At 43.5% G+C, this 19,442-nt stretch carries 17 protein-coding genes and 1 pseudogene; 10 read left to right on the forward strand and 8 right to left on the reverse strand.

All coding sequences use genetic code 11. From position 1 onward, the window contains the following. Positions 1–19 precede the first annotated feature (19 nt). Both FPZ42_RS05415 and FPZ42_RS05420 read right to left on the reverse strand, forming a co-directional pair. The gene (locus FPZ42_RS05415) at positions 20–469 is read right to left on the reverse strand and encodes a protein-disulfide reductase DsbD domain-containing protein (protein WP_186458687.1); all 450 of its coding nucleotides are present in this window, start codon (positions 467–469) and stop codon (positions 20–22) included. A 1-nt stretch (position 470) separates the two neighbouring features. Beyond that, entirely contained in the window at positions 471–1,196 is a 726-nt protein-coding gene (locus FPZ42_RS05420; protein ID WP_255563303.1) for a biotin--[acetyl-CoA-carboxylase] ligase, read from the reverse strand. A gap of 92 nt (positions 1,197–1,288) precedes the next feature. On the opposite strand from FPZ42_RS05420, the gene rsfS reads away from it, so the two are divergent. From rsfS to FPZ42_RS05435, 3 genes are all read left to right on the forward strand, one after another. Continuing rightward, a complete protein-coding gene (rsfS, locus tag FPZ42_RS05425) occupies positions 1,289–1,663 on the forward strand; it encodes a ribosome silencing factor (protein ID WP_146269440.1) in 375 nt (124 codons plus the stop codon). A 54-nt stretch (positions 1,664–1,717) separates the two neighbouring features. After that, positions 1,718–3,838, forward strand: coding sequence for an ATP-dependent zinc metalloprotease FtsH (gene ftsH / locus FPZ42_RS05430; protein WP_146269441.1), 2,121 nt, complete (start codon positions 1,718–1,720; stop codon positions 3,836–3,838). A 116-nt stretch (positions 3,839–3,954) separates the two neighbouring features. Further along, positions 3,955–4,593 carry a LutC/YkgG family protein gene (locus FPZ42_RS05435; RefSeq protein WP_146269442.1) on the forward strand — a complete coding sequence of 213 codons (639 nt, stop codon included), beginning with the start codon at positions 3,955–3,957 and terminating at the stop codon, positions 4,591–4,593. A 13-nt stretch (positions 4,594–4,606) separates the two neighbouring features. On the opposite strand, the gene FPZ42_RS05440 is transcribed toward FPZ42_RS05435, so the two are convergent. Beyond that, entirely contained in the window at positions 4,607–5,653 is a 1,047-nt protein-coding gene (locus tag FPZ42_RS05440) for a metallophosphoesterase (protein WP_261382228.1), read from the reverse strand. A 147-nt stretch (positions 5,654–5,800) separates the two neighbouring features. On the opposite strand from FPZ42_RS05440, the gene FPZ42_RS05445 reads away from it, so the two are divergent. After that, complete coding sequence (locus FPZ42_RS05445) at positions 5,801–6,871, forward strand: PA0069 family radical SAM protein (protein WP_146269444.1); 1,071 nt, start codon at positions 5,801–5,803, stop codon at positions 6,869–6,871. 12 nt (positions 6,872–6,883) lie between these two features. On the opposite strand, the gene FPZ42_RS05450 is transcribed toward FPZ42_RS05445, so the two are convergent. From FPZ42_RS05450 to porX, 3 genes are read right to left on the reverse strand one after another with little or no spacing between them, the layout of a single operon-like run. Continuing rightward, positions 6,884–8,110, reverse strand: coding sequence for an alanine dehydrogenase (locus FPZ42_RS05450; protein WP_146269445.1), 1,227 nt, complete (start codon positions 8,108–8,110; stop codon positions 6,884–6,886). 48 nt (positions 8,111–8,158) lie between these two features. After that, positions 8,159–8,575 carry a tRNA (adenosine(37)-N6)-threonylcarbamoyltransferase complex ATPase subunit type 1 TsaE gene (gene tsaE, locus FPZ42_RS05455; protein WP_146269446.1) on the reverse strand — a complete coding sequence of 139 codons (417 nt, stop codon included), beginning with the start codon at positions 8,573–8,575 and terminating at the stop codon, positions 8,159–8,161. A 14-nt stretch (positions 8,576–8,589) separates the two neighbouring features. Then, complete coding sequence (porX, locus tag FPZ42_RS05460) at positions 8,590–10,143, reverse strand: T9SS response regulator signal transducer PorX (protein WP_146269447.1); 1,554 nt, start codon at positions 10,141–10,143, stop codon at positions 8,590–8,592. A gap of 141 nt (positions 10,144–10,284) precedes the next feature. On the opposite strand from porX, the gene FPZ42_RS05465 reads away from it, so the two are divergent. The 5 genes from FPZ42_RS05465 (at position 10,285) to FPZ42_RS05485 (ending at position 15,576) form a co-directional block, all read left to right on the forward strand. After that, complete coding sequence (locus tag FPZ42_RS05465; RefSeq protein ID WP_146269448.1) at positions 10,285–11,511, forward strand: HD domain-containing protein; 1,227 nt, start codon at positions 10,285–10,287, stop codon at positions 11,509–11,511. Between the two features lie 60 nt (positions 11,512–11,571). Further along, positions 11,572–12,615 (forward strand): UDP-3-O-(3-hydroxymyristoyl)glucosamine N-acyltransferase, encoded by a 1,044-nt coding sequence (gene lpxD / locus FPZ42_RS05470; protein WP_146269449.1) that lies wholly within the window; start codon positions 11,572–11,574, stop codon positions 12,613–12,615. Between the two features lie 64 nt (positions 12,616–12,679). Then, entirely contained in the window at positions 12,680–14,077 is a 1,398-nt protein-coding gene (locus FPZ42_RS05475; protein ID WP_146269450.1) for a bifunctional UDP-3-O-[3-hydroxymyristoyl] N-acetylglucosamine deacetylase/3-hydroxyacyl-ACP dehydratase, read from the forward strand. A 2-nt stretch (positions 14,078–14,079) separates the two neighbouring features. Then, positions 14,080–14,865 (forward strand): acyl-ACP--UDP-N-acetylglucosamine O-acyltransferase, encoded by a 786-nt coding sequence (lpxA, locus tag FPZ42_RS05480; RefSeq protein WP_146269451.1) that lies wholly within the window; start codon positions 14,080–14,082, stop codon positions 14,863–14,865. An 81-nt stretch (positions 14,866–14,946) separates the two neighbouring features. Further along, positions 14,947–15,576, forward strand: a complete 630-nt coding sequence (locus FPZ42_RS05485; RefSeq protein ID WP_146269452.1) for an ABC transporter ATP-binding protein — start codon at positions 14,947–14,949, stop codon at positions 15,574–15,576. A gap of 216 nt (positions 15,577–15,792) precedes the next feature. Here the strand turns inward: FPZ42_RS05485 and FPZ42_RS05490 are convergent. Together FPZ42_RS05490 and FPZ42_RS05495 are read right to left on the reverse strand one after the other, a co-directional pair. Next, a pseudogene (locus FPZ42_RS05490) lies at positions 15,793–16,965 on the reverse strand (amidohydrolase); the annotation flags it as partial. Positions 16,966–17,278: 313 nt separating this feature from the next. Further along, positions 17,279–18,409 carry a TlpA family protein disulfide reductase gene (locus FPZ42_RS05495; RefSeq protein WP_146269453.1) on the reverse strand — a complete coding sequence of 377 codons (1,131 nt, stop codon included), beginning with the start codon at positions 18,407–18,409 and terminating at the stop codon, positions 17,279–17,281. Positions 18,410–18,597: 188 nt separating this feature from the next. Between FPZ42_RS05495 and FPZ42_RS05500 the strand changes: the two genes are divergently transcribed. Beyond that, the gene (locus FPZ42_RS05500) at positions 18,598–19,383 is read left to right on the forward strand and encodes a succinate dehydrogenase cytochrome b subunit (RefSeq protein WP_146269454.1); all 786 of its coding nucleotides are present in this window, start codon (positions 18,598–18,600) and stop codon (positions 19,381–19,383) included. Positions 19,384–19,442 lie beyond the last annotated feature (59 nt).

Below are 19,442 nucleotides of genomic sequence, written 5' to 3' on the forward strand. Positions count from 1 at the left end.
TAAAGCAGTTCTTTATAAATTATTTAACAGGGATGCTGAACTTCACCTCATCCGGCGGAAGGCACTTGGTATCGTTACAAGTCATAAATTCAACCTTACCGGTAACTGTAGTAGCTTTAGCTTTGAGTTTTATTTTTTGCTGAAATATTACTGAATTTTCAAAGAAACCAACATTCATGCTAAACACTTTTTCGTAACGTGTTATAGGTGTTGGCTCAATGGTTTTGCCAACCAAAGTATATTCTTTAGATGGCGTGTAAGTGAAAGTGGTTTTAACCGGCCCACCCTCTTTCACTGTTTGAGAGTATACATGCCAGCCTTTATCAATAGTGGCCTTTATAAGCAAGGTAGCCTCGGTTGGGCTGGTCCTTTTTGCGGCAAATGCCCAGGTAACAGGTGCTTCTATTTGTGCTTTGGCACCTACAGAGAATACAAATAATGCGGCAACCGCTAAAAGTAATTTCTTCATCTTAATTGTTTAAAAATTCTATCTCCTTTAAATTGTAAAGCCGCTCACCTGCATCAGTATGCACAACAAGCAAACCTTCATCTGTAACATTTTTTATTACGCCTTTGAATGTTTCACCGTTCGACTTAAATAAACGCTCTTCGTTTAATCTGTACAAACGGCTCTGGTACAATTCACGTATCTGAGCAAACTTACCCATTCTTAATTGAAGGTAATAACCCTCAACCTTATTGCAAATTTGAGCTAAAATAGTTTTTAAATCATAATCCCTCTGTAATATCTTCTTAATTGATGTTGCATTTGTTGCCGATGGATGAAAATCTTCCTGATTTACATTGAGGCCTATCCCAATAATGGAATGCTTAATGCGACTACCTTGTAAAATATTCTCGATCAGCATGCCGCCAAATTTATTGTTCTGATAATAAATATCGTTAGGCCATTTTATCTTTAAGCTGTCACGCAGCAGGGGGTATAAAGCGTCATATACACCCAGGCTTACGGCGCGGGTAAGGTCAAACTGCTGTTGTACCGATAAAAAGCCGGGATTTAAGAGTATGCTGAAAGTTAAATTTTTACCCGGTTGGGCATGCCAGGTGTTATCACGCTGGCCTCGGCCGGCAAATTGGTCTTCTGCCATAATGACGGTACCCTCTGGTAGTGGCGTGGATTTTGACAAAAGATTTTTAAGGAATGTATTTGTTGAGTCAACTTGTTTAAGCTCCACCAAATTTTGTCCAACAAATAATGCCGAAAATATGTTATTTTGCAACGTATAATAATTTAAAAACCAAAATCGTTCAAAACTAAATCTTTTTGATGGTAAAAAGTAAAGTGATAAATGAGTCTGCCTACCTTTCTGAACTGGCCATACATGGCATGCAGGAGAAAAAAGGGAATGAACTGGTCAGGCTCGATCTTAGAAATATAAACAGTTCGGTAGCAGATTATTTTGTAGTTTGCCACGCCGATTCAGCCACGCAGGTAAAAGCAATAGCCAACAGTGTTGAAGATGAAATATACAAAGCTTTACAAATAGAGCCCTGGAGAAAAGAGGGGCTTGAGTATGGCGAGTGGATATTACTTGATTATGTAGATGTAGTGATACATGTTTTCCGTACGGATAAACGCGAGTTTTATGGCGTTGAGGACCTGTGGGGAGATGCTGAGATACAAAGTTATAAAAGCGCTTAAGCTCAACTATAGCATCGTTATTATTTTACCAATAGCCAATTGAGCTTGTAGAAAATGGAAATTAAAGACAAAAATTCTGATAACCAGAAACCTTTACGCAAGGTTCCGAATAAAAAAATCGCACCGAAGCCCCCTAAATTTAATTTGATGTGGCTATATGCCATATTAATAATTGGCTTACTGATAGTACCGCAGCTTTGGGGCGGCAACACCGGCAAACAGATAGACTTTCAAACGTTTAGCAATACCATGCTTAAAGCCCATGATGTTGACCACATTGTGGCCTACAAAAGCGGCGATCTGGTAATGGCCGAAGTTTACATCAAAAAAGACAGCCTTAGTAAACCGAAATATTCTGACGTTAATAAACCACAGCGTGGTTTTGCCATGAGCAATAGCGAAAGCCCGCAGTATTATTTTACTGATGCCAGCTACGAAAGCTTAAAGCAATCATTAACCGCTGCAGAAAAAGACCTGCCCGATGCGCAGAAAACACCTGTTAAATATGAGCAAGGCAAAGAGAACCTGCTAAGTAACTGGCTGGTACAATGCGTTATTATGGCAGTGCTACTGGTTGGTGTGTGGTTATTTATCATGCGCCGCATGAGTGGTGGTGCAGGTGGCGGCCCCGGTGGCCAGATCTTCAATATCGGTAAATCAAAGGCTACACTGTTTGATAAAGAATCGCAGGTTAATGTGACCTTTAACGATGTTGCAGGCCTTGAAGAAGCCAAACAAGAAGTGATGGAAATTGTGGATTTCCTGAGAAATCCAAAAAAATACACTAATCTGGGTGGTAAGATACCTAAGGGTGCACTACTGGTAGGTTCGCCGGGTACCGGTAAAACCCTGCTTGCAAAAGCAGTTGCCGGCGAAGCACAGGTACCTTTCTTTTCGCTGTCAGGTTCTGATTTTGTGGAGATGTTTGTTGGTGTGGGTGCATCACGTGTACGTGACTTGTTCCGCCAGGCTAAAGACAAAGCACCATGTATCATCTTTATTGATGAGATTGATGCAATTGGCCGCGCACGAGGTAAAAACAATATCGTAGGTGGTAATGATGAGCGTGAGAACACGTTGAACCAGTTATTGGTTGAGATGGATGGTTTTGGAACCGACTCTGGTATCATCATACTTGCTGCAACCAACCGCCCTGATGTACTGGATAGCGCCTTAATGCGCCCGGGACGTTTTGACAGACAGGTATCTATTGATAAACCGGACCTGATAGGCCGCGAACAGATATTTAAAGTTCACCTTAAACCTGTCAAGGTTGCCGAAGGTGTTGATGCTAAAAAGCTATCGGCACAAACACCTGGTTTCGCCGGTGCAGAAATTGCTAACGTTTGTAACGAAGCTGCTTTGATAGCCGCCCGTAAAAACAAAGAGGCGGTTGAAATGCAGGATTTCCAGGATGCTATTGACCGTGTTATCGGCGGCTTGGAGAAAAAGAACAAGATCATCTCTCCGGAAGAAAAACGGATTGTTGCCTACCACGAAGCTGGCCATGCCATTGCAGGCTGGTTCCTGGAGCATGCTGACCCATTGGTTAAGGTATCTATTGTTCCCCGCGGTGTAGCTGCATTGGGTTATGCACAATACTTGCCAAAAGAGCAGTTCTTGTATACTACAGAGCAATTGCTTGATGGTATGCGCATGACCATGGGTGGCCGCGTTGCAGAAGATATCGTTTTCGGTAAAATATCAACAGGTGCACAAAACGACCTTGAGCGTATCACTAAATTAGCTTATGCCATGGTAACTATCTATGGTATGAATGATAAGGTTGGTAACGTATCATTTAACGACACCCAGGGCGAATACCAGTTTAACAAGCCTTACTCTGATAAAACATCAGAACTGATAGATAACGAGGTTCGTACACTGATTGGTGACGTTTACCAAAGCACTAAACAGTTACTGATAGACAAGCGTGAAGGTTTAGAAAAATTGGCCAACAAACTGATTGAAAAAGAGATCCTGTTCCAATCAGACCTGGAAGAAATATTGGGCAAACGTCCGTTTGATAACCGTACCACTTATGATGAATTTGTGAACGGACCAACAGACTCTAACCAGGATCCGGCTGCCCAAGGCCTGGTTCATGAAGGTGTAAGCGATCATTCTGGTACATTTAACCGTAACCCTGAAGAAACAGACACGACTAAAGAATAAAACAAGCAAATGCTTGAAACTAAAAAGTCAAAAGTTCTTATCGAGCTTTTGACTTTTTAGTTTAGTGCAAGTAGGCATTGCATTTTTGACTTTATAATTTCGATTTTTGACTTACTATGCGAGATATCACCACATCAAAAGAAAAACTTTTAAAAAAAGTAAGGAAGGCCCTTTTAGAGAAGCGTGATAATCCTTATCCTAATCTTGAGGAACTTCCGATGTATGTGGAGACCGGGGAAATGCCGGAAGTGCTTTTTGCGGAAAATTTCACCAATGTCAACGGCCAGTTCATTTTTTGTGAAGATGAGATGCAATTTATCGAAAACCTCCTTGAATTGGCCGAAGAGCGCAAGTGGCACAAGATCTATTGCTGGGAACAACCGCTTCAACAGCTTTTATCGCAATATGAATATCCCTATTACGAAACAGATAAAGACTTTGACCAAGCCGAAGTTGGCTTTACGCTATGCGAGGCGTTGATTGCCCGCAGCGGTACCGTACTGCTCTCTAATGCTAATGCCGCAGGCCGCAGGCTAAGCATTTATCCGCCCGTGCATATTGTGCTTGCCTACACCTCGCAGCTAAGAATGGACCTTAAGGATGGCTTTAAACTCATTAAAGAAAAATATGGCAGCCACATACCATCTATGATAACGCATATTACCGGACCAAGCCGTACAGCGGATATTGAAAAAATGCTTGTATTGGGTGCCCACGGGCCAAAAGAGCTTTTTGTATTTCTGCTGGATGGATAACCGGCAGTATACTTCAGCGTTTGATCTTTAATTTATCCAATCTGCATTCTTCCAGCATTAAGCGCTCGCTTATCTTGTGTTTGTAGTTCCACTTAATTAGCCTGATGCAATGGTCTGCTATTTCTATCCCGGTAATATCGCCATCATTAAAGCAGCAGCAGCCGGAGTTAAAGTATGAATCTAAATAGCCGCTAAAGTTTGGCTCCGTTACGCCTTTTAAGTGCAAGCCCGCTATCTGCCTTTCAATCTCGCTCATTTTAGCAACGTTGTTTTCCTTGCGTGCTTCATCGAGATTATGATATAAGATCTCCAGATGGGTCATGGAGCAAAATACCGGCTGGTGGGTGTGTCCCGTGATCAATAACGTGTTACTATGGTTGCTACTCCACTCGTACATCATCCGGTTATGATCTGTTTTCAATTGGTTATTGTAAGCAGGAGTGTTGGGGTTTATGGATAAATAGCCTTGCAGTGGCCCCCAAACATCAGATACGAACCATTTGCTAAACCAGTTGCCATCGCTTTGCAGATCGCCTTGATGGCCATGTGTCAGCAGTATCTCTAAGGGTTTATTATTAAGTTCTGTTTTAAGTATTAGTCCTTCATAAACCTTTATGGCCCTGCCATAGATCTGCGTCAGGCTTAAGGCAGCTAAAGGGTCGTTGTCCCAGTAAAGATCATGGTTGCCAAAGAGTTTGATGAAACGATCATCATTAAGAAAAAGCTTTTCCGCTTCAAACGTTTTTTTGTTATGCCGCTTTACGGTGACAAACAAATTCTCCCATAACTCCTCACTGTCACCAAGATTTATGTAGGTAAACCCTTTTTCATAATAGTGATGAAGTGCTGCAAGATAGTTTTGCTCGCATTTTGCAAAAATATCAGCCCCATCGCGTGCACCTTTATGCTGGTCTGAAAAAATGATGAATTTATCTGCGCCCGCATCAAAAGGCATAAGTGGCCCTTTTTTACCCGGATTATCATGAATATCACGACAAAGATCGGTAAGGGCCTTGTTAACACGTTTTTTATCGGGCCTGGATGAAAACGAGTTCGCCAAGTTTGATACAGGCTTATAAAATAGGCGTTGCAAAAACCGGCGCATGTAATTTTAACATGTACCATGGTGTTTTGTGTTGATACCTTCGGCAATAAAACACTTAGATACAATTGCTATTTGCTAATAATATTAGCAAATTTGTTTTCTATGTCACACGAGGAAAATCCTGAATTTTTTAAGGGCCGCGGCGCTCAGGTAAATACGCATAACCGGTTTTTGAAAAGTAAATATGTGCAGGAGCACATTGAGGGATTAGATGAGCAGATGCTGGAGAACACCCACACCCAGTTATTTGAGGAAAATCCTAAAAAAATAGTAAGCGAATCAAATAGTCCTGACCTTAGTCATTTTGTGTCTATAAACCCATACCAGGGCTGCGAGCACGGCTGTATCTACTGTTACGCCCGCAACAGTCACGAATATTATGGATTTAGTGCAGGGCTCGACTTTGAGCGAAAGATAATTGTTAAACGTAATGCTGCAGAACTCCTGGAAAAGCATTTTAATAAAAAGGGGTATATCCCTGTACCCATCGTATTATCCGGCAATACGGATTGCTACCAGCCTATTGAGCGTAAACTGAAGATCACACGCTCGTTACTGGAGGTATTCCATAGGTATCGTAACCCGGTTAGTATTATCACAAAGAACAACGTAGTGTTGCGCGACATTGATATACTAAGCGATATGGCTCGGATGAAACTGGCTCACGTTAACGTTTCTATCACATCCTTAAACGAATCATTACGCCAGAAACTTGAACCAAGGACGGTTACCGGCATGGGCCGTTTAGCGGTTATTCAAAGACTATCAGAAAGTGGCATTCCCTGCAGAGTAATGGTGGCGCCAATTATACCGGGTTTAAACAGCAATGAAATTCCGGATATTATTAAAGCCGCAGCTGATAGAGGTGCTGTTTCAGCGGGGTTCACCATTGTGCGCCTAAACGGTGCCATTGCAGAGATATTTACAGATTGGGTACACAAAGCTTTTCCAGACAGGGCAGAGAAGATCTTAAATATGATCAAAGCCTGCCATGGCGGCAATTTGAACGACACTGATTTTGGCCGGCGTATGAGCGGTGATGGCCATGTAGCAAACTCCATTCACCAGCTTTACCGTATGGCTTGCGTTCGGTTTTTAGCCGGCCGGGAGATGCCTGCTTATGATCTGAGTTTATTTACCCCAAAGGGAGGGAAACAGACAAGCATGTTTTGACATCAAGTAATATCAATGATTTGATACCACCAGCAGATCCAGATCTTTGCTTGGGATGTTGAAGCGCTCGCCAATGTATTTGTTGGTTAGATGGCCCTGATATATGTACACAGCGTTACGTATACCGGTTTTTTGCCAGATCAAATTCTTAAGGCTGCCCTGCTCGCCAATATCAAGCAATATGGGGGCAAAAATATTTGTTAGCGCATAAGTGGCAGTACGCGCTACACGAGATGCAATATTAGGTACGCAATAATGTATCACATCGTACTTACGGAAAACGGGGTGTGTGTGATTGGTGACTTCAGATGTTTCAAAGCATCCGCCCTGGTCTATGCTTACGTCAATAATAACCGAATTTGGTTTCATACGGCTTACCGTAGCCTCTGACACGATACAGGGACTGCGGCCATCATCTGCACGCATAGCACCTATAGCTACATCACAGGTGGTGATGGCTTTTTCCAATACAATTGGCTGCACAACAGATGTAAACACACGTGCGCCTATATTATTCTGCAAACGGCGAAGTTTATAGATAGACGGATCAAATACTTTTACTTCTGCCCCTAATGAGATGGCAGTGCGTGCAGCATATTCACCAACAGTACCTGCACCAAGTATAACTATTTCGGTAGGCGGTACACCGGTAATGCCACCCAGCATCAGGCCCTTACCTTCAAAAATATTACTCAGGTATTCTGCCGCTATCAGTACAGATGTTGCGCCAACTATCTCGCTCATGGCTCGTACCACAGTTAATGATCCACCCTCATCTTCAAGGTGTTCAAAACAAATGGCAGTAACCTTTTTTTTGATGAGCGCATGCAGGCTTTCGGCTTTAAGTGTAGCCAATTGCAGGGTAGAGATCAACAACTGCCCCGGCTTCATCATTTCTATCTCCTCTGCGGTGGGAGGAGCTATTTTAATGATGATATCGGCCTCGTAAACCTTTTTAGTATCGTAAACTATTTCTGCGCCTTGTTCGCTATAATTGTTATCAGTAAAGTTTGCGGCTTGGCCTGCGTTGCTTTCCAGGTAAACGCTATGCCCATTGTTGATAAGCAGGGCAACAGACAGTGGCGTTAATGCAATACGGTTTTCCTGAAAAGACGTTTCTTTAGGTATCCCAATGTATAACTGCTTTTTGTTGCTTTTCACTTCAAGCATTGATTCCTGCGGCTGCATCATTGCCTGCCTTGCAACGCTTGTGAACCCACTGTATTTCCCTGCACTCATAGTGTGTTAGTTTTTCCGGCTGATGAAGATACGAAAATTATACTTTAGCTAAAAGTTTTCAACCGTGATGAGGCGCTCGTGCTGGTCCTGGATATGTATCCTTACACCGGTGTACGTATCTGGCACCAGGTCGGCAATTTTCTCGGGCCACTCTATAAAACAATAGTTTCCTGAATAGAAATATTCTTCATATCCCATATCCAAAGCTTCACTATGTTGCTTTAAGCGATAGAAGTCGAAATGGTAAACAGGCCCATCCTTACCCTCGTATTCATTAACGATTGAAAAGGTTGGGCTGGTAACATCATCTGTTACCCCAAGCGCAGCACATATAGATTTGATAAGCGTAGTTTTACCCGCGCCCATCTCCCCGTAAAATAAAAAGATGCGGTTTTGTCCCGCTTCTTTTAAAACCTTTTCAGCAGCATCTGCCAGATCATTAATGGTTTTAGTGTGTATTTCCATCAGCGCCAAATATCTTATTTATTGCCGTATGTTACTATCGGGATGATCATTTCTTCTAACGAGATACCGCCATGCTGGAACGTCTCGTTATAAAAGTTTACAAAATGATTGTAATTGTTAGGATACACAAAGTAGCTATCGCTTTTAGCGAACACAAAGCTTGAGCTTACATGCAGCTTGGGCAGTTGGGCATCATGCGGGTTACGGATATGGAACACCTCCTTAGGATTAAAATTCAAATTTTTACCTTGTTTATACCGCAGGTTGGTGTTAGTGTTACGGTCGCCAATGATCTTGCTTGGGTTTTTAACGCGGATGGTACCATGGTCTGTAGTAATGATTACCTTCACCTGTTTTTGAGAAAGATACTTAAGCAGATCAAAAAGCGGCGAGTGCTCAAACCATGATAAGGTTAACGAACGGTATGCAGGGTCATCGCTGGCCAGTTCGCGGATCATTTGCATGTCTGTACGGGCGTGGCTCAGCATGTCAACAAAGTTGTATACCACTACGTTCAGCTCGTTGTTCATCAGGTTATTTACCGATTCGTTAAGCGCCCGGCCTTCATCAATGTTCAGTATTTTGTGATACGAGTGTTTAACATCACGGCGCATTACACGTTTTAAATGATCGGCCAGGAAATCGGCTTCGTAGAGATTTTTACCGCCTTCATCCTCATCATTCTGCCACATTTGCGGATAACGGGTCTCCATCTCCAGCGGCATCAGGCCCGAGAAGATAGCATTACGCGCATACTGTGTTGCAGTTGGCAAAATACTATAATAGGTTTCTTCCTCTTCTAAGCGGAAGTATTCAGAAATAAGTGGATTGATGATCCTGAACTGATCATAACGTAAATTATCGATCAGGATAAAGAAAACCGGCACTTTGCTTTCCAATTTAGGGAACACCTTCTTTTTGAAAAGCTGCGGTGAATTAACAGGAGCTGTATCCGGGTTTTTTAGCCAGCCCAAATAGTTCTTCTCAACAAACTTGCAAAACTGTACGTTTGCTTCGGCCTTTTGCAGGGTCAATATCTCGTGCATGCCGCTATCTTGCAAAGCTTCCAGTTCAAGTTCCCAGTAGATCAGTTTTTTGTAAACCTCAACCCATTCGCTGTAGCTTAAATTGTCATTAAGCGTCATGCCCAGGGTGCGGAAATCCTGCTGGTAAGCCATGGTTGTTTTTTCTGTAACCAGGCGTTTATTTTCGGTAAGCTTTTTTATGGTAAGCAATATCTGCTTAGGGTGCACGGGCTTTATCAGGTAGTCGTCTATCTTTGAGCCAATAGCATCTTCCATCAGGTACTCTTCCTCGTTTTTGGTGATGAGTACAATGGGTATATCGTTGTTAAGGCCCTTTATCTGTTGCAATGTTTCAAGCCCCGTAAGGCCGGGCATATTCTCATCCAGGAAAACCAGGTCGAAATATTTTTTCTTAAACTCTTCAACAGCATCGTTACCATTGGTTACGGTAGTAACTTTATAACCTTTCTCGCTCAGGAACAGTATATGTGGTTTAAGCAGATCTATCTCGTCGTCGGCCCATAGGATTGTGGTTTCCTGCATAATATCTTTATTTTTACAACCCTATAACCGTAAGGTTGTAAGTTTTGTTGTAAAAATACGCAAAGGATTAACATTTATTAACAAATACAAGATGCTTGTTTTGTCATATTTAGCCACCTTTGCAGCCAGAATACCACGCATTTGAATAAGAAAAAAATCATTAACGATCCGGTTTACGGGTTTATAAGCATCCCCACCGAACTGGTTTACGATCTGATAGATCACCCATACTTTCAGCGTCTCAGGTACATCAAACAGGTCGGGATGACTCACCTGGTTTATCCCGGCGCCTTGCATACCCGTTTTCATCATGCTTTGGGTGCCATGCACCTGATGGGTTTGGCTATAGAAACTTTGTGCAGTAAAGGCCAGGAAATAAGCTCGGAAGAAAAGGAAGGTTTGATAATTGCCATACTGCTGCATGATATTGGCCACGGCCCGTTTTCGCATGCGCTGGAGCATACTATAGTTGAGGAAATAAGCCACGAGGATATTTCTCTGATGCTAATGGATAAACTTAACGAAGAGTTTAACGGACAACTCGATCTTGCCATCAGCATATTCAGGGGCAAGTATCACAAAAAGTTCCTGCACCAATTGGTAAGCAGTCAGCTGGATATGGACAGGATGGATTACCTTAACCGGGATAGCTTTTTCACAGGCGTATCAGAAGGCGTAATCAGTTCAGACCGTATCATTAAAATGCTGACAGTTAAAAATGATATAGTTGTTGTGGAAGAGAAAGGGATCTACTCGATAGAGAAATTCCTGATAGCCCGCCGGTTGATGTACTGGCAAGTTTACCTGCACAAAACCGTAATTGCTGCCGAGCAGTTGCTTTGCAAAATATTTTGCCGGGCCCGTGAGCTGGCCCTGGCCGGGGAACGATTCCCACTTACACCTGCGTTAAGTTATTTCCTCGATACAGAAATTGACAAGGCCGAGTTTATGACTAACCCTGCACACCTTGAGGTATTTGCCAAGCTTGATGATACCGATGTAATGGCCGCTGTAAAAATTTGGGAAAACAACAGTGATTGGGTGCTTTCCAACTTGTGCAAAAGGTTTATAAATCGCAGCCTTTACCACACCGACATTACATCCGGACATCCTGATGAGCAATTTGTGAAAGAGCTTACCGGCAAGGCAATGCAAAAATATGGCATTACAGAGCACGAAGCATCGTACTTTGTGTTTACAGACAGCATCAGGAACAACGCTTACAATAAAGGGGATGGCAGTATCCATATCCTGAAAAAGGACGGCAGTATTATAGATATTACGCTGGCAAGCGATAACTCAAATCTTGAGGCCCTCTCCACAACGGTAAAAAAACACATACTGTGTTACACCAAAGACCTGCTTTGAAACGTATTATGCTAAAACTTAATAATTTGTTGCTTTAGTATTAACATTTAACTTTGTACGATGCAATTTACTGCCAAAGATATAGCAGCGCTGCTTAACGGAACCGTTGAAGGTGACGAACTTGTTGCGGTTGACCAACTCGCCAAGATCGAGGAAGCCCAAAAAGGCTCCCTTTCATTTTTGGCTAACCCAAAGTATGAGCAGTTCCTTTACAGCACCAACGCGTCTATAGTAATTGTAAATAACACCCAACAGCTTACCGGCCCCGTAGGCGCCACCCTCATAAGGGTAGAGAATGCGTATAGTGCTTTTACGCTGCTATTAGAAAAGTACAACACATTTAAACTATATAAAGAAGGTATTGAACAGCCAAGCTTTATCCACGAAAGCGCCACCATTGGAGAAAACCCTTACATAGGAGCATTCGCTTATATTGGGCAGGGTGTTAAAACCGGTAAAAACTGTAAAATATATCCTAATTGCTACATTGCAGATAACGTTACCCTTGGTGATAATGTAACGCTTTTTCCCGGTGTGGTGGTTTACTTTGATTGTGTAATTGGCAGCAACGTGATCATCCACTCGGGTGCCGTTATCGGTAGCGACGGCTTTGGCTTTGCTCCAAACGGGGATGGCAGCTACACCAAAATTGCACAAATAGGTAACGTTATCATTGAAGACAATGTTGAGATAGGTTCGAATACCACAATAGACCGTGCTACCATGGGTTCGACTATCATCCGCAGAGGTGCCAAGATCGACAACCTGATCATGATTGCCCATAATGTTGAAATTGGTAGCCATACGGTAATGGCGGCTCAATCGGGCATATCAGGAAGTACTAAGATAGGGTCGAGAGTAGTTATTGGTGGCCAGGTAGGTTTTGCCGGCCATTTAAACATTGCAGATGGCAGCCAGTTTGGCGCACAAACAGGTATTAATCACACTATAAAAGAAGAAAATAAGCAATGGGGCGGCTCTCCGCATCTGCCATACAAAGATTATCTTCGTGCCCACGTAAATATCAGGCGCTTACCTGATCTGGAGCTGCGTGTGCGCGAGCTGGAGAAAATGATAAAAGACTTAAAAAAAGATGTTCAGTAATTCTGGCTCATCGGTATACTAACCAATGAACTATTGAACCAATGAACGAATGAGCAATATAAAAATGAACGTAAAACAAAGAACTATTAAGGCACCGGTATCAATATCCGGCGTTGGTTTGCACACAGGCCAAAACGTTACCATGACCTTTAACCCTGCACCTGAAAAGCATGGGTATAAATTCCGTCGTGTTGATTTGCCGGGCCAGCCCATTATTGACGCCGATTGCGATAACGTTACGGATACCTCACGTGGTACCACGCTAACGCAAAACGGCGCAAGTGTTAGTACTGTAGAGCACGTGCTTGCCGCTTTGGTTGGTTTGGAGATAGACAACGTGCTGATTGATATGGATGCACAGGAAACCCCTATCATGGACGGTAGTTCTATACAATTCATTAACGCTATTGAAGAAACCGGCACTGTTGAACAGGATGCCGACCGCGAATATTATCACATCCCTTATAATATCCACTATTCTGAGCCTGACCGTAAAGTTGATATGGTAGCAATGCCTTTGGATGATGATTACCGCTTTACCTGCATGGTTGATTACAACTCGCAGGTATTAGGTAGCCAGCATGCAACCATCTCCAGTCTTAAGGAATTTAAGCGCGAGATAGCATCAAGCAGAACTTTCTGTTTCCTTCATGAGCTTGAAATGCTGGTTAAGCACGACCTTATAAAAGGAGGCGACCTTAACAACGCCATTGTAGTGGTTGATAAGGATGTTGATACAGAAGAATTAAGCCACCTGGCAAAATTATTTAACCGCGCAGATATCAGTGTTGCACCACAAGGCATCTTAAACAATATCGAGCTTCGCCACCAGAACGAGCCGGCACGCCACAAGCTGTTGGATATGATAGGCGACCTTGCGCTGGTTGGTGTTCCGCTAAAAGGCCATATTATGGCGGCCCGCCCCGGCCACGCTGCAAACGTTGCCTTTGCTAAAAAGATAAAGGCACTTATCAAAAAAGAACGCAGCCGCAAGCATGTAAAGGTTTATGACCCTAACATGAAGCCGGTGTATGATACGGTACAGATCATGGAGATATTACCGCACCGCCCGCCGTTGCTGCTTATCGATAAGATCCTGGAATTAACCAAAACCCACGTGGTAGGTTTAAAGGCAGTTACCATGAACGAGCCTTTCTTTGTGGGCCACTTCCCAGGTGCACCGGTAATGCCGGGTGTATTGCAGATAGAGGCAATGGCGCAAACAGGCGGTATCCTGGTACTAAATACGGTTCCCGATCCGGAAAACTGGCTAACGCTTTTCCTTAAAATTGAAAATGCAAGATTTAAAGACAAGGTTTTGCCGGGTGATACGTTAATATTCCGTTGTGACCTGGTAGCTCCTATCAGAAGGGGTATTGCCCAAATGAAAGGTATTGGTATGGTGGGCGAGAAAGTTGTGGTTGAAGCCGAGCTGATGGCGCAAATAGTTAAATACAAGTAAATATGATACAGCCGTTAGCATATATACACCCTCAGGCCAAAATTGCCGATAACGTAGTTATCGAGCCCTTTGTTACTATCCACAAAGATGTGGAGATAGGCGAAGGTAGCTGGATAGGGTCAAACTCTGTTATTATGGATGGTGCGCGCATAGGTAAAAACTGCCGCATTTTTCCGGGTGCGGTTGTCTCTGCGCCACCGCAGGACCTTAAATATAAGGGTGAGGCAAGTACCGTTACCATTGGTGATAATACGGTTATCCGCGAATGCGTAACCCTTAACCGTGGTACGGCGCTTGATAAAAATACGACTACCATAGGTAAAAACTGCCTGCTAATGGCCTACACCCACGTTGCACACGATTGTGTTATCGGCGATAACGTAATTATTGCTAACGCGGTACAGTTAGCTGGTCATATCAATGTGTATGACTATGCTTTCATCGGCGGAACATCTGCCGTTCACCAGTTTGTTGAAATTGGTGCACATAGTATGATATCCGGCGGATCGCTGGTGCGTAAGGATGTACCGCCGTTCACTAAGGCAGGCCGCGAGCCATTGTCTTACATCGGCATCAATTCGGTTGGTTTACGCCGTAGGGGATTCTCTGCCGAAACCATCAGCGAGATACAGGAAATCTATCGCATCATCTTCCTTAAAAAATACAACATCACCAAGGCCCTTGACATTATCGAAGCCGAATTTAACCCAACCGTTGAGCGTGACGAGATCGTTAACTTTGTTCAGAACTCGCAACGCGGTATCATGAAGGGTTTCGGGTCGGTGTAATTGTTGAGTTGATAGTTCATGGTTCATAGCGAATAGTAAACGCTCTTTGACTATGAACCACCAACCATTAACCATTAATTATTGAAAATCTCGCTCCAAAATATAGGCCGGCGGTTTAACCGCGAATGGATCTTCAGAGGTATTGATTATACCTTTGAAGGGCCGAAAAGCTATGCTGTTTTGGGATCAAATGGTTCGGGTAAGTCAACCTTGCTACAGGTGCTTAATGGCAGTCTTCATCCATCAGCCGGTGAAATAAAATATAGTAATGTCGGTGCGGATATTGAACCGGAAAACGTATTCAACTATTTAAGCCTTGCGGCTCCCTATCTGGAAGTGATCGAGGATTTTTCTTTGACGGAGATGATCGATTTTCATTTTAAGTTTAAGAAGTACCGGCCAGGCATAGACAAACAAGTCGTTGCCGATATCCTTAACCTGCAGGGCAGCAACAATAAATTGATCCGCTATTTCTCCTCGGGCATGAAACAGCGCTTGAAGCTGGCATTAGCCTTTTGCTCCGATACGCCGATGCTGATGCTGGATGAACCTACATCAAACCTCGATAACCAAGGTATTGACTGGTACCTGAGCCTGATAGAACAATACAGCGCCGGGAGGTTAACGATTATCTGCTCAAACCAGGAGCATGAGTATAGTTTCTGCGATAATACGTTGAGTATAGCGGATTATAAGAGGGTTTCTGTATAATCTGAAATCTGTTAAATTGGGTTGCTCCTACGGAGCAAAAAGCAATCAATTACTTTTCTACAAAGCGGTTGTCCCTACAGGACAGCATATCTTCAAATAAACATAGGCTTAGATACCGGCGCTTTTTATACCTCGTTAGAGGTTACCGCTTTGTAGCCCGGAACAAATAAAATGTTTGCTCCGTAGGAGCTATCCCTCGAAATGTGACCATTCAAATTACTTGCCCTTCCCGGACATATAATCGAGCGTTAAATTACACAAAGTTTTTACGCCGAGCGTGAAGCCGCTTTCATCGATGTAAAAATCGGGCGTATGGTGTGATGGTGCTGTTAAGCTGTTGCCTCCCTTAGGCATGCCTCCTAAAAAGAAGAACAGGCCAGGCACCTTTTCCTGGTAAAAGCTAAAATCTTCTGCACCCGTTACCGGTGGCACCAGCAGCACATTTGCTTTCCCTGCGGTTTCCTGCAGGGTTGGCAGCATCTTTTGCGTAAGTGCAACATTGTTAAACGTAACCGGGTAATGGTTACTGTATGGCGCCCAAACTTCAGCGGTTGCACCATAAGCCTCAGCGGTTTTGGTAGCTATGCGTTTTACGTTTTCGTTAATCAGCTTTTCGTCGGCCGGGGTAAAGAAACGTAACGTGCCCAGCATCTCTACATTCTCAGGGATGATATTGAAACGGGTACCTCCTTTGATAGCGCCGATAGTAACCACTGCAGGGTTCTCGGTGATGTTTACATTCCGGCTTACAATGCTCTGCAGAGAATTGATGATCTGTGCCGATACCACCATAGGGTCCACGCTCTGCCATGGGTATGCTCCGTGTGATGATTTCCCTTTAACCACTATCTTCAGATCATTAACGCCGGCCATCGTACCGCCGGGGCGATAAGTGAGCTTTCCTACTTCCACTGCCGAGGATATATGCAGGCCAAAAATGGCATCAACCTTTGGGTTTTGTAAAACGCCTTCTTTAACCATTTGCTCTGCACCGCCTTTTTCCCCAACAGGCACACCTTCTTCAGCCGGTTGGAAGATAAACTTCACCGTACCATGCAGATCTTTCTTCATGCCGGAAAGCACCTCCGCCACACCCATTAAGATCGCCATGTGCGAATCATGGCCGCAGGCATGCATGGCGCCTACTTCCTGTCCGTTATATTGCGTTTTAACTTTTGAGGCAAAAGGCAGGTTAACCCGCTCGGTAACCGGCAGGCCGTCCATATCAGCCCGTAAGGCTATCACCGGCCCGGGATGCCCACCTTTTAGCAAACCTACCACGCCGGTTGTTGCTACACCGGTTTGTACCTCAATACCTAAAGACTGCAAATGTTCGGCAATAATGCCCGATGTGCGAACCTCCCGGTTGCCCAGCTCCGGATGCTCATGAAAATCACGCCGCTAGCTGATCACTTTTTGTGTGATCGCATCTGCTTTTTTCGATGCTTCAGTTTTAAGATTTACCTGCGCAAATGCGGGAAGTGACAGGGCAGCAAGTGAGATAAGTAGCAGTTTCTTCATGCCTAGGCGGGTTTGTATCGCTAATATAAGAAATCCAATCCATGTGCGCTTGTCCTTGCCATAAGTGCATTGGCAACTAAGTAACCCCTCCCTGCCTTTACGCTTTTCCCGCCGCACCCCTCCCCAAAGAGGGGAAAAGTTGTAAGCTTGCAGATGCGAGTTGTCGCCTTCTTCTCTTATTTCACTTTTTATTAAAGTAATCATGCACGGCCTGGTCTACGTCCTGCAGGGCTATGTTTGCCTGCAGCAAGCGCCAATTATCATCCAATAAAAAGTAGGTGGGCACAGCCTTTATTTTCCAGTTGGCTACATTAGGCGATTCGTTGCCTTTCAGATCAGATACCTGTATCCATTTGTCGGTGCTTTTAGGTGCGTTCTTTAGCCATGTTGCCTTGTCGGTATCGATTGAAACGCTAATAGTTGCAAACTTCTGGCGATCGCTTTCAGTCAGGATCAACCCATTAGCCATTTTAGCGTGGTTTTGTTCTATTACCGGGCTGCCGCTTTTCCAAAACTCAACCAATATCACTTTCGCCTTAATGGCCTTTTTATCAAATGGCTTTCCATCAGTTGTTTGGCCAACAATATCTGCGGCAACCGAGCCAGGGATCAATTTAACCAATACGGCTACTTTATTACCTACCTTAATACCGTCGTCGGTGTTCTTAGCAGAGTCCGTAAGCATCGAATACACATCTGCATATTGCTGCGCGTATTCATCAAGATATTGCTCTGCAAGGATATGCGCTGCGGCCTGGCTGTTTGGGTTAGCTTTAAGATAAGCCGTCAATATTTTCGGCTCCATCTCGCGGCGCTGTTGCTGCAGATCACGGGTTTTGGCATATAGCGCGGCGCGTTCCTTTGGCTGCATGTCTTTCACTTCGCGGGTATCCAGGTATTTTACCATGGAGTCGATGGTATGGTCAAGCTTGCCGGCCATTTCATTTTCTAATTGATAATATGCGCTAAGCTGTTGTTGTGTTTTAGAGTTGGTAGTTACTGTAGGATAACCTGCAGCCTGCGGCTCAACATTGTAGTCAACGTTTTCAAGATATAAAGTGAACTTGCGTTTGGCGCTTAAAGGCTTTGAGTCGTCGGTAACTGCAATATCGTAGTACCCGGGCGCCGCAAGAGGCTGAGCTACTTTACCCTCCCCGTCTTTTATGTTCTGAGTAAGAATAGTTTCGTTGAATTGGCTTAAAGTAATTTTGCCGTTAGCGATGCTTTTGTCTGTAATTGTTAACTGAAGCTTCGGCGTACTTTTACAAGCGGTTAGTACGGCAATCAAGATGATAAAAGCGTAACGTTTCATTGATGTGGTGTAAGGTTGGCCCGAAATTAACAATTTGCGCCATTTTGTTGATAAGCGATTAAAGCTTACTTTTTTATGACCAAATTTAGATTGTTTCTAAATAGCTATTATCCCTGCTTTAAGCCGAAACCATTTATATCTTTTGGCTTTTAATAGATACTTTTGCGGAAAAATAAATCTGATCTATAATGAGCGAATTTAAACAAACCTTTAACTCCTCACTGGGAAAAAAGCTGATAATGGCTTTAACAGGCTTGTTTTTATGTACCTTCCTAATCGTACACGTGGGTGGTAACCTGCTGTTGTTTAAACACGATGATGGTTTTGCATTTAACAGCTATGCTAACTTCTTAACGCATTTCCCGCCGATAGAGGTTATTGCATACCTTCTCTACTTCTTTATCATCCTGCACTCGGTATATGCTTTGGTGCTAACCATCAAAAACCGCAGGGCAAGGCCGGTAGGTTATGCAGTAACTACGAAATCGCCAACATCCTGGTCATCAAAAAATATGGGCCTTTTAGGTTCTATTCTTTTGCTGTTCATCGTTATCCACATGGGCGATTTTTGGTTTACCTACAAATACAAGGATATCCTTCCGTTTAAAGAGTATCGCACTAACCTTGCAACTAACCAAACAACAGCTTCTGAATACAAGCCGGAAGTACCAACGTTTGAGCGGTCGATCTCAACCGAGAACAACGTTGAGATTGTTAGGGTAAAAGACCTTCACTCACGCATCCAATGGAGCTTTAGCCATCTTTGGTATGTTGTGTTTTATGTAATTGCTATGGTTGCTGTATCGTTCCACTTATTACACGGTTTCCAAAGCGCGTTTAAAACGCTTGGCTGGGTACACAAGAAATACGATGGCATTGTATCGTTTATCGGCACATGGCTTTTTGCGGTGATCATTCCGTTACTGTTTGCGCTGATGCCGATTATTTATTATTTCCAAAGTTTAAATAAATAGTGATTGGCTGATTACGTGACTGGAGAATAGTTAAACGCTTAACCACCTCACACAATCAA

The organism is Mucilaginibacter achroorhodeus, from assembly GCF_007846095.1.
GTDB lineage: Bacteria > Bacteroidota > Bacteroidia > Sphingobacteriales > Sphingobacteriaceae > Mucilaginibacter > Mucilaginibacter achroorhodeus.

Bases quoted from the DNA above. Each gene is read 5' to 3' on its own strand.
- FPZ42_RS05415 (WP_186458687.1), bottom strand. From the start codon at position 469: ATGAAGAAATTACTTTTAGCGGTTGCCGCATTATTTGTATTCTCTGTA.
- rsfS (WP_146269440.1), top strand. From the start codon at position 1,289: ATGGTAAAAAGTAAAGTGATAAATGAGTCTGCCTACCTTTCTGAACTG.
- ftsH (WP_146269441.1), top strand. From the start codon at position 1,718: ATGGAAATTAAAGACAAAAATTCTGATAACCAGAAACCTTTACGCAAG.
- FPZ42_RS05435 (WP_146269442.1), top strand. From the start codon at position 3,955: ATGCGAGATATCACCACATCAAAAGAAAAACTTTTAAAAAAAGTAAGG.
- FPZ42_RS05445 (WP_146269444.1), top strand. From the start codon at position 5,801: ATGTCACACGAGGAAAATCCTGAATTTTTTAAGGGCCGCGGCGCTCAG.
- FPZ42_RS05450 (WP_146269445.1), bottom strand. From the start codon at position 8,110: ATGAGTGCAGGGAAATACAGTGGGTTCACAAGCGTTGCAAGGCAGGCA.
- tsaE (WP_146269446.1), bottom strand. From the start codon at position 8,575: ATGGAAATACACACTAAAACCATTAATGATCTGGCAGATGCTGCTGAA.
- porX (WP_146269447.1), bottom strand. From the start codon at position 10,143: ATGCAGGAAACCACAATCCTATGGGCCGACGACGAGATAGATCTGCTT.
- lpxD (WP_146269449.1), top strand. From the start codon at position 11,572: ATGCAATTTACTGCCAAAGATATAGCAGCGCTGCTTAACGGAACCGTT.
- FPZ42_RS05475 (WP_146269450.1), top strand. From the start codon at position 12,680: ATGAACGTAAAACAAAGAACTATTAAGGCACCGGTATCAATATCCGGC.
- lpxA (WP_146269451.1), top strand. From the start codon at position 14,080: ATGATACAGCCGTTAGCATATATACACCCTCAGGCCAAAATTGCCGAT.
- FPZ42_RS05495 (WP_146269453.1), bottom strand. From the start codon at position 18,409: ATGAAACGTTACGCTTTTATCATCTTGATTGCCGTACTAACCGCTTGT.
- FPZ42_RS05500 (WP_146269454.1), top strand. From the start codon at position 18,598: ATGAGCGAATTTAAACAAACCTTTAACTCCTCACTGGGAAAAAAGCTG.